We start from the raw sequence: 13,897 nt of genomic DNA on the forward strand, positions 1-13,897 counted from the left end.
CGGTTCCTACGTCTCCGGGCTGCGGATTATTGTACCTGAATGTCCTATTTACAATGACTTTATGTCAGCACCCGCCGCCACCAGGGGGTTCCGGACCGCATCACGCGAGGTCAGCGGGCCCTGACAACCGACGGCCCGGGGGCTCCGCCGTCCGCGGAGCCCCCGGGCCGTCGGCCTTACTGCCCCTCAGGTGCCCTGCGCGGCCCGGACGGCCTCACGCAGATGCTCCTCCTCCTCGTCGGAGAGCGAGGTCTGGATGATCTTTCCGCCATAACGGGCCAGCGCCGGAACGACCTTGTCCGCGGTGGCCTTGCGCACCAGCAGGAACACCGCTGCCGTCCCCGGCAACAGGTGCTCGCCGACCTGGCGCATGAAGGAGTCGTCGACGCCGACGTCGGTGGAGGCGCCCACCGCGGCGCCGGCCGCGCCGCCGACCGCCGCACCGAGGAACGGCATGAAGAAGAGCAGTCCGATCACCCCGCCCCACAGCGCACCGGAGGCGGCGCCGATGCCGGTGGTGTTGGTGGCCTGGTGCAGCTTGATCTTCCCGTCGTCGCGGCGCTCCACGACGACGACGTCCTCCAACTCGATCAACTGCTGTTTCTGGAGGCCGATCACCTCGTTGCGCACCTGCTGGGCGGTGGTGAGGTCCGGATAGGCGATCGCGAAGAGGTTGCTCACGTGCGGGATCCTTTCGGCTCGACGAGCGTGCAGGGACCACCGTAGTGACGATTTGCCATACTTATTGGCTCTATGCCCGGTGTGTCCGCTTTTCCCTGGCGGCTCCCGGGTGCGGCCGGTTCAGTAGCAGACGGCGCTCGGCCAGCGGTTCTCCAGCAGCGTGCCGAGCATCGTGTGCAGCAGCTCGCGGTGGGCCTCCGGCAGGCGGGCGAAGAAGGCCTGCTCGGCCTCGCTGGCCACCACCTCGGCCTCGGTCATCGCCTGCCGGCCCTTCTCGGTGAGGCCCAGGATGTAGCGGCGGCGGTCGGCCGGATTGCGCCGGCGCTCGACCTGGCCCGCCTGCTCCAGCTCGTCGATCAGCGAGACCATCGTGGTCGGGTCCAGATTGACCGCCCGGCTGAGGTCCTGCTGCGAGAGTTCCGCCCCGCCGGCCAGCGCGGCCAGCACCAGGAAGGTGCGCAGCCGGAACCCCTTCGCGGAGAGCGCCAGGTCGACGTCCTCCTGGATCACCGCACCGGCCTTGGTGAGCAGCACACCGGTGTGATCGGCCAGCGGGAAGTCCGGGCGCGGGGTCCCCGGCATCGGGGCGCTCACAGCGGCGGCTTCGACGGTCTCGACGGTTGCGGTGCTCTTGCGGGCCATCGGGGGATCTCCCATCCATCGGGAGTCCGGGGCTCCTGGCCGGTACTGCCGCAGTCCCATGAACTCTTCAAAAATCTATCATCGGCGTTTTCGATGCTCAACGGAGCGACCGACCGGGTACGAACGCCCGGTCGGCCCGGTTCGCCCACCGTGGCTCAGTGCCCCGCGCTCTCGGCTCCCGCGAGCGCGCTCTCGTGCAGGTCACGGGTGCGGATGAAGAGGAAGCCCACCAGCGCGCCCACCGCCGCCACCGCGCCGCCGCCCACCAGGACGTCGCTGAGCCCGTGCACGAAGGCCTCCCGCGCCGCCGCCCGGACCGGCGCGGCCAGCGCGGCGGGCACCTTGGTGGCGAGTTCGTTCCCGGCGCCGGCCGCGACGGACTTGCCGGCCTGCTGGGCCTGCGCGCCGAGTTGCGAGCCGGCCGGCGAGGCCGCGAAGGCCGCCGCCACCCGGTGCTGGAAGAGCGCGCCGAAGCCGGCGATCCCGATCGCGATGCCGACCTGCTGGAAGGTCTCGCCGATCCCGGCCGCCATCCCCGCCTTCGCGGGCTCGGCAACGCCGATCGCCAGCGAGCTGCGCGGCGGGTTGAACATCCCCATCCCGAGCCCGGTGACCAGCATGCTGGGCAGCAGCGCCGTCCACGCGCTGCTCGGGTGGACCAGGGTGACCAGGAAGAGCCCGGTCGAGATCAGCCCGGTCCCGATCCCGACCAGCAGCCGCTGCGGGACCCGGACGGTGAGGCCGCCGGTGACCGCGGCCGCCACGAAGAGCGTCAGCGTCAGCGGCAGGAACCGCACGCCGGTGGCGAGCGGCGAGTAGCCGAGGACGTTCTGCATGTAGGAGACCTGAAGGAAGATCGCGGACATCCCGGCCGCGTTGGCCAGCAGCGTGGTCACCGAGATCCCGATGAAGGTGACGTTGCGGAAGAGTCCGAGGTCGAGCATCGCGGCGTCGCCCAGCCGCCGTTCGATCAGTGTGAAGACCACCAGCAGGGCTGCGGCGGCGGCGAAGGTCCCGATGATCAGCGCACTCGCCCAGCCCTGGTTCTCGCCGCGCAGGAAGCCCAGCACCAGCAGGGTCAGCGCCGCCGAGAAGACCAACAGGCCCGCCCAGTCAACCCGGTGGGCGGACGGGTCGCGGGACTCGGTGATCCGCAGGGCGCCGAGCACCATGGCCACGATGCCGATCGGGACGTTCACCAGGAAGATCCAGCGCCAGCCGATCCCGTCGGTCAGCGCCCCGCCGATCAGCGGCCCGAAGGCGATGGCCAGGCCGGAGACCCCGCCGAAGACGCCGAACGCCATCGCCCGGTCCTTGCCCCGGAACTCCTGCCCGATCAGCGCCGGGCCGACCGCGAAGAGGATCGCCGCGCCGACTCCCTGCACACCGCGCGCCACGTTGAGGGCGACGATGCCCTGCGCCGCTCCGCAGGCCAGCGAGGCGGCGGTGAAGATCGCGAAGCCGGCGGTGTAGACGCGCTTGCGGCCGAGCCGGTCGGCGAGCGAGCCGCCGGTGAGCAGGAACGCGGCGAGGGTCAGGGCGTAGGCGTCCAGCACCCACTGCAGGGCCGAGAAGTCGGCGCCCAGCGTGGTCCGCAGGTCGGGCAGCGCGACGTTCACCACCGTGAGGTCGAGCATCAGCATGAAGGTGGCGATCGACACGATGCCGAGCGTCCACCAGCGGCCGCGGGAGGCGGCGGTCGCCGCCGGGGGCGGGGTGGCCGGGGAAGCAGGGGAGGCCAGGGAGGCCTGGGAGGCCGGTATGGACTGGGCGGGCGGGTCGGCGGCGACCTTGGCGGTTGACATGGCAGAGCCCCTCAGACGATCGGGTGATTGACGATCGCTAGTTAAATCGTCGGATTCTCGATTATCTAGAACGCTAGTGATCAGGTTTTGGGCTGTCAAGAGGCGTCCCGCGGCCAGGCCCTACAGGTAATAGGAGTTTTGAATGCGCATTTGATAGCGTGCAGGCATGCGGCTGACGAGATCGACCGATCTCGCCCTACGGGTCCTGATGCGACTCGCGGTGGCGGACGAGGAACTGACCACCCGGGAGGTGGCCGAGACCATGGCCGTCCCCTACACCCACACGGCCAAGGTGGTCAGCCGGCTCCAGCACCTCGACGTCCTGGAGGCGCGGCGCGGACGGGGTGGCGGCCTGAACCTCACCCCGCTCGGCCGCACGGCCTCGATCGGCTGGCTGACCCGCGAGCTGGAGGGCGACGGCGAGGTCATCGAGTGCGAGGGCGAGACGCCCTGCCCGCTGCGCGCCGCCTGCCGGCTGCGCGGCGCACTGCGGGACGCCCGCGAGGCGTTCTTCGCCGCGCTCGACCCGCTCACCGTGGCCGACCTGGTCGCCAGCCCGACCGGGCCGATCCTGCTCGCCCTGGGCCGACGGCCCTGACAACCCCGTCCACCCGGCGGTCTTTTCGTCGCGCTTAAATTGGTATACAAGATGCAAGTTTGGAGATTGCCGTGCTGACCCAGGAATCCGCTGCGACCGTCCGCGCCACGCTGCCCGTGGTGGGTGGAGCGATCGGGGAGATCGCCGCGCTGTTCTACACCCGGATGTTCGAGGACCACCCCGAACTGCGCCGCGACCTCTTCAACCGGGGCAACCAGGCGAGCGGCGAGCAGCAGCAGGTCCTCGCCGGGGCGATCGCCGCCTTCGCCGGCATGCTGGTCGAGCACCCCGACGTCCGCCCCGACGCGATGCTGGCGCGGATCGCGCACAAGCACGCCTCGCTGGGCATCACCCCGGAGCAGTACAACGTCGTCCACAAGTACCTGTTCGGGGCGATCGCGGAGGTGCTCGGCGAGGCCGTCACCCCCGACGTGGCCGCCGCCTGGGACGAGGTCTACTGGCTGATGGCCAACGCCCTGATCGCCCTGGAGGCCCGGCTCTACCAGGAGGCCGGCGTCGGCCTGGGCGAGGTGTGGCACCGGGCCACCGTGGTCTGCAGGATCCAGGAGAGCGCGGAGGCGGTCTCCTTCGGCCTGCGCTTCGCCGACGGCAGCCCGCTGCCCGGCTTCCGCCCCGGCCAGTACCTGAGCGTCGCGGTCACCCTGCCGGACGGCGCCCGGCAGATACGCCAGTACAGCCTCTCCCGCTACAGCCTGCCCGAGGGCCCCGGGCGCGACCTGTGGCGGATCACCGTGAAGCGGGTGCGCGGCGCGGCGGGACCCGACGGCGAGGTCTCGAACCACCTGCACGGCCGGGTCCGCGAGGGGGACGAACTCTGCGTCTCGCTGCCCTTCGGCGACCTGGCACTGGACGACTCCGACGCGCCGCTGCTGCTCGCCTCCGCCGGCATCGGCTGCACCCCGATGCTCGGCATGCTGACCCACCTGGCCGACCGCGGCACCGACCGCGCGGTCACCGTGCTGCACGCCGACCGCAGCGCCGGCGACCACGCCCACCGCGCCGAGACCCGTGCGCTGGTCGCCCAACTCCCCGACGCCGCACTGCACCTCTGGTACGAGGACGGCGTGGACGGCCGGACCGGCCACGTCGACCTCGCCGACATCGACCTGCCGACGGGCGTCCGGGCCTACCTCTGCGGTCCGCTGCCCTTCATGCGCCACCTGCGCGGCGCGCTGCTGGCGCGCGGCGTGCCGGCCGGCGCGATCCACTACGAGGTCTTCGGCCCCGACCTGTGGCAGGCACACGGCTGAGCCGTCCCCCGGACTCGCCCGGCGGCGAAAACCGCTCGCGCCGGGCTAATCCGGCCAGCAGACTGCCCCGATGACCCAGAACTCCGGCCGCGCCGTGACCGTGCTGCTCACCCACGACGGCGAACCGCTCGGCACTGTCGGCCCGTTCACCGTCGAGGCGCCCTACTGGAACGACGTCGCACCGGTCACCGCACACCTGGAGAGCCTGCTCGGCTCCCCGACCGTGGTGCTGCGCCTGCTCGATGTCGACGGCGGCGCCGACGGCCGGCACGGCCACGCCACCTACCACGCCGAGACGCTGGCCCGCCCGGTCCGCACCGACGCACTGCGCGGCGCCCCTGACGCGCCGTGGGCGGCGCTCGCCCCGCACGCCAAGCGAGCCGACTGGGCCACGCCGAGCGGCCTGCGCGAGGCCCTCGACTGGGCGGACACCCGGCTGCGCGCCCTCGGCCGGCCGCCCGTCGGGCCGGTCCGGCAGGTGAAGACCTGGAACCTGGCCGGCCTCGTCCGGATCCCCACCGCAGGCGGCCCGGCCTGGCTGAAGACCGGCCCGCGCTTCGCGCTCTGCGAGTCCGTCGCCATCGGGCTCTTCGCCTCGGTGGACGCCCCGTTCGCGCCGACCGTCCTCGCGGCCGACCCGGACCGGCGCCGCGTCCTGCTCGACCACGTCCCCGGCGAGGACTGCTGGGGACCGTCCGCCGGCGTCGTCGCCACCACGGTGCCCCGACTCGCCCGCGCGCAGGCAGCACTGTCACTGCGTCACCCCACCGCACCGGACGGGCTGCCCGACCGTTCGCCCCGGCTGCTGATCGACCAGGTGCACCGCCTGCTGGACGGCCCGTCAGCCGCCGAACTGACCGCCGACGAACTCTCCCGCGCCCACCGCGCGGCCGCCCGACTGCCCGCCCTGGTCGCCGACCTGGAGGCCTGCGGCCTGCCGAACACCGTGCTGCACGGCGATTTCCACCCCGGCAACTGGCGCTCGGACAGCCGGCAGACCACCCTGGTCGACTTCGCCGACAGCGCCTTCGGCCACCCCGCCGTGGACGGCCTGCGCCCCCGCCCCTTCACCGGCGCCGAGCGCTGGACGCAGGCCGCCGACGCCTGGACCACGGCCTGGAGCGAGCTGGTCCCCGGCTGCGACCCGGCCCGCGCGCTGACCCTGGCCCAGCCCCTCGTGCACTTCGGCTACGCCGTCCGCTACCAGGAGTTCCTGGACGGCATCGAGCCGAGCGAGCAGCGCTACCACGCCGGCGACCCCGCCGCCGAGATCCGCGCCGCCCTCGCCTGCGACTGACGAACACGCCTCCTCCCCCGTCCTCCCCCACCCGACACGTACTCCGTTCCGCTCGTCGATGACGCGTCCTGCGGTGCTCTTCGGTTATCAACGAATCAGCACCAAGTAGGACAAAGCGGAAGTGGAGCCTCCCCGTGCCCCTCCTCACCCCCACCGCCCAGCGACTCGCCCGCGCCCTGGACGGGTCGGTCCTGATCGAGGAGATCGAGGCCTACCTCGCCTCACTCCCCGCCCCGGCCCGCACCCTGCCCCCCTACGTCTGCCCCCTCGGCAGCACCGTCCAGCCCTGGAACGCCGGCCACCCCCTCCCCCGGCCCACCCTCCTCGACCGCCTGATCCGCCGCCCCGCCCGCCCGGTCCCCGTCACCACCGCCGACCACCTGCGCCTCACCTCCCGCTACCTCGCCGACGCCGGCTGGCTCCAGGGCGCGATGTGGGACGACGCCGGCCGGGTCTGCCTCCTCGGCGCCCAGGCCGCCGTCCTCGCCCACGGCTACGGCACCGCCACCACCGTCCAGACCGCCCGCACCCAGGTCATGGAAGTCCTCCACGCCACCGGCCGCCCCGCCACCTCCCCCGACGAGTACAACGACCGCCCCACCACCCGCCAGGCCGACATCCACCACCTCCTGGACCGCGCCGCCGCCCGCGCCCTCTCCCTGCACCTGTGACGCCGCCCGGCGAGTCGTACGGTACGACGCATGACCGTGAACCCCGCCTCAGCACGGCCCCTGCTGCTCCTGGACGTGGACGGCCCGCTCAATCCGTACGCCGCAATGCCGGACGGACGTCCCGAGGGCTACCAGGAGTACCGGCTCATGCCCCCGAGCTGGGAGGCCGCCGAACGGAAGCGGCTCTCCACATGGGGCAGGCCCACCATGCGACCCGTACCGCTGCCGGTCTGGCTGAACCCCGACCACGGCCCCGCCCTGTCGGCGCTGCCCTTCGACCTGGTGTGGGCGACCACGTGGGAGGCGGAGGCGAACACCTTCATCGCACCGATCCTCGGGCTCCCCGAACTCCCCTTCATCACCTGGACCTCCTCCCGAACCACGCCGAGCAAAGGGCTGTTCTGGAAAACCCCGGAGATCGCGTCCTGGGCACAAGGCCGCCCGTTCGCCTGGCTGGACGACGAGCTCGGTGACGCCGACCGCACCTGGCTGACCGACCACCACCCCGGCCCCGCCCTGCTCCACCGGATCGACCCCCAGATCGGCCTCCGGCCAACGGACCTCGCGACGCTGAAGAGTTGGGCCGCCTGCCTGCCGAAAAAGCACGCTGCCGCGCCGCCCGGATCGGGCGGCGCGGCAGTCGGTGCTGATCGGGATCAGGACGCGAAGTAGCCGTTCAGGTCGGCGATCACGTGGGCGTCACCCCAGAAGTTGGCGAAGGTCACCCGGCCGTCCACGACCGGGACCACCACCAGGTTGGCGACGGTCTGGCCGGCCGTGTAATTGAGGTTGGAGACCCCCGGCCGGTCGATTCCGTGCGGGTAGACGGTCAGGTAGCTGCTGTCGGTCGGTTCGGTGACCGTGACGTTCAGCACGACGGCGGTCACGCCGGTCGCCGGAACGCCCGCCACCCCGGACAGCTGGATGCTGACCAGGCCGCCCTGGCCGACCGCGCCGGCCCGGGCACCGATGCCCTCACGGGTGTCCAGCAGCCGGACCGGACCGGCGGCGGAGTACGTCGACCCGGTGGCCGAGTAGTAGCCGGTGACGTCGGCGACCAGGTCGACGGAACCCTGAAAGTTGCGCAGGTCGACCTTCCCGTTCACGACGGGGACCACCACGAGGTTGGGGACGACCTGGCCGGCCGTGAAGTTGAGATTCGAGACCCCCGGCACCGCCTGACCGTCCGGATACACGGTGACGAACCCGGCACTCGTCGGGTTCACCGCGGTCACGTTCATCACCACCGCCGTCACCCCCGTCGCCGGAATACCCTTCACACCCGCCACCTGCAGCGACAACACACCACCCGGACCAACCGGCGCCTTCGGGGCACCGACGCCCTCACGCGTATCCAGGAACCGCGACGGCGTGATCGAGGTCAGCGCGGACCCGGTGCTGCCGTCGGTGTAGTAGCCGGTGACGTCGGCGACCAGGTCGACCGAACCCTGAAAGTTGCGCAGGTCGACCTTCCCGTTCACGACCGGCACGGTCACCAGGTTGGGGACGACCTGGCCGGCCGTGAAGTTGAGATTCGAGACCCCCGGCACCGCCTGACCGTCCGGATACACGGTGACGAAACCGGCACTCGTCGGATTCACCGCAGTCACGTTCATCACCACCGCCGTCACCCCCGTCGCCGGAATACCCTTCACACCCGCCACCTGCAGCGACAACACACCACCCGGACCAACCGGTGCCTTCGGGGCACCGACACCTTCACGCGTATCCAGGAACCGCGACGGCGTGATCGGGACGAACCGGCTCTTGGCCGGGCCGGCCGCAGCGGTCACGGTGTACGCCTTCGGGAGGTAGCCCGGCGAGGGCGTCCCCTGGGTGTAGCCGATGCCGTCCAGCACCACGTCGTACAGGCCCGCCGTCAGTGCGTTGGTGTCGACCAGCACGTTGAGCGCGGTGCCGTCGGCACTGACCGAGACCGGCTTCATGACCGGCTGGTTGCTGTCCCCGCTGTCGCTGCGGACCAGCTTCACCTTGGTTCCCAGGGTGAGGCCGCTGCCGTGGACGACAGCCTGGGTCAGCGTCCCGGCGGCGCCGGTCGCGGGGGTGACACCGCTCAGCTGCGGGCCCGCCTGACGAGTGCAGCCGGAGTCGCAGAGACCCTGCATGCTGTACTCGACCGGCGTCGCCACCTGGGCGGCGCTCAGGACCAGGACTGCCTGGCCTGCCACGGCATTGCTGGTGGCCTGGCAGCGGGCGCCGAACGTGCCGTACGAACTGTCGCACTGGTACGTGAGGTTGGAGTCCACCCAGTCCGAGTTTCCGACCACGGTCAGGTACGGGTTCGCGACTCCGGTGGCGCTCGCAGTGCCGACGACGTCGAAGGCCTGGTTGGGCACCATGTCGACCACGGCGCAGTAGGCGGTCGAGGACTCGGTCAGCACCCCGTTGCGCAGCGGGAAGCCGTCGACCGAGATCTTGTTCCCCGCGCACTCCGGCGCCCAGCCTGACGCCGTACCGACCTTCCAGGTGTCCACGTTGGTGTGAATGGTGCTGCCGTTGTACCCGGAGGCCAGCACGATCACCACGTAGGAGGTCGATCCGGTGACCCGACAGGCGATGCCCCACTGGGTGCAGACGAACGCGCCGTTGGCGTCGACGACCATCAGGAGCGTGGAGGGGTCGTAGCGCGAGCCGAGGGTCCGCGTGCTGAACCAGAACCTGTCCGTGGCAGCGCCGGTGACCCGGATGCAGCGGGAGTCCAGCGCCGAGGTCAGGTCGAACGGCATGGACGGTCCGCCGACCGTCGTCGAGGCCGGAGTCGGGCAGGTCGCCGTCGGCGAGAGGTCACGGCGCACCAGCTTGTAAGTGTCCGTGGCCTGCCAGCCGGCTCCCACCAGCATCGCGGTGTACGGGACACCGGCGGTGAACTTACAGCTGCCGGTGGAGCTACCGCCGATGCCCGTGCAGTCCGGCGCGTTGCCCGACGCGTCGGCGAACTGAATCGAGGCGTACGCCTGGTTCTTGGTGTTGGTGTAGTCGTACATCTCGCTGGTGGAGTGCTGGTCGGCCGGCAGGCTCAGGCAGGCCTGCTGGACGTCCGCCGTCAGCGCGATCTCCGCGCCCCAGGCGCCACCGAACGTCGACTGCGGCCACGCGGCGCACCCGGCCGGGTCGCCGGTCCGGTTGATCACCAGCTGGTAGGACTTGGCCGGTGTCCCGCTCAGCACCGCGCGGAACGGAGCGGTACCGGTCAGCTTGCAGACGGCATACGAGGAGCCCCCGTTGTCGCACTGCTTGGCACCGTTCGCGTCGTCGACCTCGACGGCGACGCTGGTGCCGTCGGCCGGCGGCCGGTTGAGCAGGTACAGGCCCTTCCCGGCGGCGGTTGGCAGGGTCAGGCAGAGCTGCTGCCCGGGCCCGCCGAACGTGCCCTTGGCCGCGCCGGACACCAGACCGTCGTCAGCGGTCGCGGTGCAGCCGCGGGTCTCCGTGGCCGCGTGGAAGGCCATGCCGAACGCACCGGCGTCGGCAACCTCCGGATTGACCGCCCAGATGTAGTCACCGGCGGCGAGGTCGCAGGATCCGATCGCGCATCCCCCGGCGGTCAGCGCAGTGCCGTCGGTCTTGAACAGCCCACCAGAGGGGGCCGTGGCGGCCGACACCGAGTTGAAGGAATAGTGGGAGGCCGCCGGCACCCGCAGGGTGCGGCAGCGCGCGGTGGCCGTGAGGTCCGGCGAGTCGCCGTACGCCTGCGGTGCCACCGTCACGCATCCCTCCGGCGTGGAGAGCCGGGCCGCGCTGTAGTCATAGGTCTCGGCCCCGCCGAAGACCGCCTGAACGGTCAGCCGGAACGGCGCCGTGCCGGTGAGCGTGCAGTCGAAGCTGGTGCGCTGGTCGTACTGCGTGTTGCAGAGGTTCGCACCGGTCGCGTCGTAGACGGTCTGGATCACCCGGAACGAGGAACTGTGGCTGCGCAGCACCTCGCCGGCCGCCATGTTCAGGTCGTAGCAGTCGGTCGCCATGCCGAGCGGCAGCGAACCGTGGAAGACGGTCGGGGCCGCGAGGGTCCGGTCGGCGGCGTTGACGCTCTTGCAGCCGGTCGTGGAGAGCAGCGGAACGTACGAGACCGCGATGGCAGTCTGCAGGCTCTCGTTGCTCCTCACCTTCAGGGTGTGGATGCCGGCCTGGCTGGTGGGGCAGCGCAGCCAGCCGCTCGAGCTGTTGCCGGGCCTGTCGCAGGTCACGGCGGTTCCGTCCGGAGCCACCAGTGAGGGGTAGATGAAGTTGGCCGTCGAGCTGACCTGGACGAGGACCAGGTCCTTCTGCTTGAGCGTCACCGAGAACGAGACGGTCTGGTTCGGGTCGATCGAGCAGCTGACCACGGTCTGCGGATCAAGGCCCGCCGGGCACGGACCGGTTGGATCGGCCTGCTGGAGTGCCCGTGCCACGGCCTCGTGCTCGGCCTTGGGGTCGAGCTTCGGCACGGCGTTCGTCTTCGGCGACGAGTCCGCGGGAGCGGCGCTCGCCGCTCCGGTCGACGGGTCCGCGGCCGCACCGGCCGGCTGCGGCGTGCTGGTGGCCGCCGGTGACGGCGCCGCCGCGTAGGCGGGGCCGGTCTGGCCGACCAGCGAGGCCAGCACGGTGAGCAGCAGAGCACCGGAGGCGATTGCGCCACCTCTGCCCCGTCTGTGTCGCACTCTTCTGCCCAACGGCAGCAGCTTCATGAAGTCCCCCCAGATGCCAATAGGTCCAACTCCTATGACCATCACAGGAGTCGGAAAGCAGCCGGAGTCTAGCGAGTCGCACACGTACCGGACCCACCCAGCGCTGTCCTCGAGGTCACCCACCCCAGCGGCGCCCCCGGCATGCCCACCGCACCTCGAGCCAACCCCCGCAACGCAAAGATCCCGCCCGATCACAAGGATCGGACGGGATCTCGTGACCATTCACGAGTCAGACTCGCGAACAGTCGTTGGGTGGAGCTGAGGGGATTCGAACCCCTGACCCCCTCGATGCGAACGAGGTGCGCTACCGGACTGCGCCACAGCCCCAACGAGATGAAACTCTAGCACCTTCCGGAGGGGGTCTGTGACCACCCCGGTGGATGGGGACGGGGGCTGACCGGGGGCGATGGGTGGGGCGGTTACTCGTTGGCGGCGCGGGGGTGGGGGGTGTAGTCGCCGTCGGGGTGGATGGCAGTGGGGGCCGGGTCCTCGTACTGGTCGAAGAGGGGGGTGCGGCGGGCCTCGGCGGGGCGGCCGGAGCTCCAGGTGCCGGGGGCGCCGAGGTCGAGGCCGCGGGTGACCCGGGGGGCGACCGGGGCGGTGACGTAGGTGGGGAGCGGGACGGGGACGGGCTCCCAGGAGTCCGGGCCGGCCGCTCCGCGCTCGCGCAGGCCGTCGACCCACTCCTCGTGGTCGGTGGCCTCGACGAGGGCCTGGCGGGAGGACGAGACGGCCTCCGGCGCCGCCGCCACCCGCAGGTGCGGGCGGCTCTCGCGGGCCGGTGCGGGCTCTGCGGGGGCGGCCAGGGACGCGGCCCTGGCCTGCTCGCGCTCGCGCAGCCGCTGGGCCGCCTGGGCCGCGCGGGAGCGGTCGAGCTTGACCTCGTAGCGCTGGCGCTCCAGTCGGCGCAGGTGACCGATGTAGAGGGTCAGCAGGAGGGCGGGCAGGCCCGGCACCCAGAGGAAGTCGAAGCCCGCGACGGCCGCGACGACCGCGCCCACGGCGAAGGCCAGGAAGAGCACCGTGACCATCCGGCGCCGCCGCGCCAGCAGCTGGGCGCGCCGGTCCCCGCGCGGGGAGTGCGCGCCGGGCGCCGGATGTGCGGACGGCGCCGCAGGGGCGCCGTCCAGCGACTCCAGCGAGTCCAGCGCGTCGGGGGAGCCGGGGGACGGGACGTCGCCGGAGGCCCCGCCGTCGGTCTCCGCGTCCGCCGCGGGAGGACCCGACGGCGAAGGCGCGGACGGCGAGGAGGACGAGGTCGGCGGTGCCGACGGGTCGTCGAGGGAAGGGTCGTTGTCGTTCAGGGCCCGGGACGCCCGCCGTTCCATCGCCGACCGCCCTGCGAGAAGGCGGATGGCGGTGCTGAAACGTTCTGTCGGGCGCGCTTCGTTGAGCTCGTCCTGCCTGCGGAGCCACATGGGCACCAGATAGGCAGCCCAGGCCCCTACGATGACCGCGTAGATGAGGCCGCTACTGCTCACGTTTCACACCGTACGGGCGCAGGGGAAGGCCGGGCAGCAATTTCGCACGGCGTGTCGCATGATCAAGCTGATTCTCTGACTATTTTGCCGGTATTTGTGACCGCTTGCCTGAGCGGCGATGCCATATCGATATGAATTTCGAACACTTATTCAATTTACTGGTCGGCGACCCGGGTTGACGGCGTGCCAGCGGCTCAGCAGCCCCTCCGGGATCTCCTCCACCGTGAGTGCGTACACCAGGTGGTCGCGCCAGTCCCCGTCGATGTGGAGGTAGCGCGGGCGCACCCCCTCCGAGCGGAAACCGAGCTTTTCCACCACCCGGCGGCTGGGCCGGTTCTCCGGACGGATGCAGACCTCGATCCGGTGCAGGCCCAGGACCTGGAAACAGTGGTCGGCAGCGAGCGCGACGGCGGTCGGCATGATGCCGCGACCGGCCACTCCCTCGTCGACCCAGTAGCCGATGTTGGCGGAGCACATCGAGCCCCAGGTGATCCCGCCGACCGTCAGCTGGCCGACCAGCACGCCCTCGTGCTGCACCACGAACGGGAGCATCCGGCCGGCCGAGGCCTCGCCGCGCAGGTAGCGGACCATCTGACGGTAGGTCGGGCGCGGTCCCACCTCGCGGCCGTGCGGGACGGGGGGCACGGTGGCCTCCCAGCGGCGCAGCCAGTCGCGGTTGCGGCGGCTGGCGTCCTGCCAGGGCTTCTGGTCCCGGTAGCGGATCGGGCGCAGCACGACGTCGCCGTCCCGGAGCTCCACGGGCCAG

The 13,897-nt window shown here is 71.5% G+C and carries 11 protein-coding genes and 1 tRNA gene; 5 read left to right on the forward strand and 7 right to left on the reverse strand.

Annotated elements, in window-relative coordinates; genetic code table 11:
- Nucleotides 1–186 precede the first annotated feature (186 nt).
- The 3 genes from BS80_RS17640 to BS80_RS17650 all read right to left on the reverse strand — a co-directional run bounded on the left by BS80_RS17640 (nt 187) and on the right by BS80_RS17650 (nt 3,128).
- Nucleotides 187–681 (reverse strand): DUF1269 domain-containing protein, encoded by a 495-nt coding sequence (locus BS80_RS17640; RefSeq protein WP_035798511.1) that lies wholly within the window; start codon nt 679–681, stop codon nt 187–189.
- A 120-nt stretch (nt 682–801) separates the two neighbouring features.
- Complete coding sequence (locus BS80_RS17645) at nt 802–1,323, reverse strand: MarR family winged helix-turn-helix transcriptional regulator (RefSeq protein ID WP_232246516.1); 522 nt, start codon at nt 1,321–1,323, stop codon at nt 802–804.
- Between the two features lie 155 nt (nt 1,324–1,478).
- Complete coding sequence (locus BS80_RS17650) at nt 1,479–3,128, reverse strand: MFS transporter (protein ID WP_232246517.1); 1,650 nt, start codon at nt 3,126–3,128, stop codon at nt 1,479–1,481.
- A gap of 166 nt (nt 3,129–3,294) precedes the next feature.
- Here BS80_RS17650 and BS80_RS17655 point away from each other — a divergent pair, with 166 nt between their 5' ends.
- The 5 genes from BS80_RS17655 to BS80_RS17675 all read left to right on the forward strand — a co-directional run bounded on the left by BS80_RS17655 (nt 3,295) and on the right by BS80_RS17675 (nt 7,637).
- Nucleotides 3,295–3,726 carry an RrF2 family transcriptional regulator gene (locus tag BS80_RS17655; RefSeq protein WP_035798513.1) on the forward strand — a complete coding sequence of 144 codons (432 nt, stop codon included), beginning with the start codon at nt 3,295–3,297 and terminating at the stop codon, nt 3,724–3,726.
- A 71-nt stretch (nt 3,727–3,797) separates the two neighbouring features.
- The gene (locus BS80_RS17660; RefSeq protein WP_035798515.1) at nt 3,798–4,997 is read left to right on the forward strand and encodes a globin domain-containing protein; all 1,200 of its coding nucleotides are present in this window, start codon (nt 3,798–3,800) and stop codon (nt 4,995–4,997) included.
- A 70-nt stretch (nt 4,998–5,067) separates the two neighbouring features.
- A complete protein-coding gene (locus BS80_RS17665) occupies nt 5,068–6,294 on the forward strand; it encodes an aminoglycoside phosphotransferase family protein (RefSeq protein ID WP_063772001.1) in 1,227 nt (408 codons plus the stop codon).
- A 134-nt stretch (nt 6,295–6,428) separates the two neighbouring features.
- Nucleotides 6,429–6,965: a DUF6197 family protein gene (locus BS80_RS43555; RefSeq protein WP_035798525.1), complete on the forward strand. Its 537-nt coding sequence runs from the start codon at nt 6,429–6,431 to the stop codon at nt 6,963–6,965.
- A 30-nt stretch (nt 6,966–6,995) separates the two neighbouring features.
- On the forward strand, nt 6,996–7,637 hold the full coding sequence (locus tag BS80_RS17675) for an HAD domain-containing protein (protein WP_063772002.1): 642 nt from the start codon (nt 6,996–6,998) through the stop codon (nt 7,635–7,637).
- Here the strand turns inward: BS80_RS17675 and BS80_RS42850 are convergent.
- The 4 genes from BS80_RS42850 to BS80_RS17695 all read right to left on the reverse strand — a co-directional run bounded on the left by BS80_RS42850 (nt 7,622) and on the right by BS80_RS17695 (nt 13,890).
- On the reverse strand, nt 7,622–11,566 hold the full coding sequence (locus BS80_RS42850; protein ID WP_051966737.1) for a hypothetical protein: 3,945 nt from the start codon (nt 11,564–11,566) through the stop codon (nt 7,622–7,624). The two genes, BS80_RS17675 and BS80_RS42850, sit on opposite strands and share 16 nt — an antisense overlap.
- A gap of 337 nt (nt 11,567–11,903) precedes the next feature.
- Nucleotides 11,904–11,977: transfer RNA gene (locus BS80_RS17685), tRNA-Ala, on the reverse strand.
- A 92-nt stretch (nt 11,978–12,069) separates the two neighbouring features.
- Nucleotides 12,070–13,131, reverse strand: a complete 1,062-nt coding sequence (gene sepX, locus BS80_RS17690; RefSeq protein WP_035798527.1) for a divisome protein SepX/GlpR — start codon at nt 13,129–13,131, stop codon at nt 12,070–12,072.
- A gap of 150 nt (nt 13,132–13,281) precedes the next feature.
- A complete protein-coding gene (locus BS80_RS17695) occupies nt 13,282–13,890 on the reverse strand; it encodes a GNAT family N-acetyltransferase (RefSeq protein WP_035798530.1) in 609 nt (202 codons plus the stop codon).
- Nucleotides 13,891–13,897: the final 7 nt, after the last annotated feature.

The sequence above is a fragment of the Kitasatospora mediocidica KCTC 9733 genome, from assembly GCF_000744225.1.
Lineage (GTDB): Bacteria > Actinomycetota > Actinomycetes > Streptomycetales > Streptomycetaceae > Kitasatospora > Kitasatospora mediocidica.

What these genes read in the sequence shown, in the direction of transcription:
- BS80_RS17645 (WP_232246516.1), bottom strand. Translation starts at nt 1,323, where the DNA reads ATGGCCCGCAAGAGCACCGCAACCGTCGAGACCGTCGAAGCCGCCGCT.
- BS80_RS17650 (WP_232246517.1), bottom strand. Translation starts at nt 3,128, where the DNA reads ATGTCAACCGCCAAGGTCGCCGCCGACCCGCCCGCCCAGTCCATACCG.
- BS80_RS17655 (WP_035798513.1), top strand. Translation starts at nt 3,295, where the DNA reads ATGCGGCTGACGAGATCGACCGATCTCGCCCTACGGGTCCTGATGCGA.
- BS80_RS17665 (WP_063772001.1), top strand. Translation starts at nt 5,068, where the DNA reads ATGACCCAGAACTCCGGCCGCGCCGTGACCGTGCTGCTCACCCACGAC.
- BS80_RS17675 (WP_063772002.1), top strand. Translation starts at nt 6,996, where the DNA reads ATGACCGTGAACCCCGCCTCAGCACGGCCCCTGCTGCTCCTGGACGTG.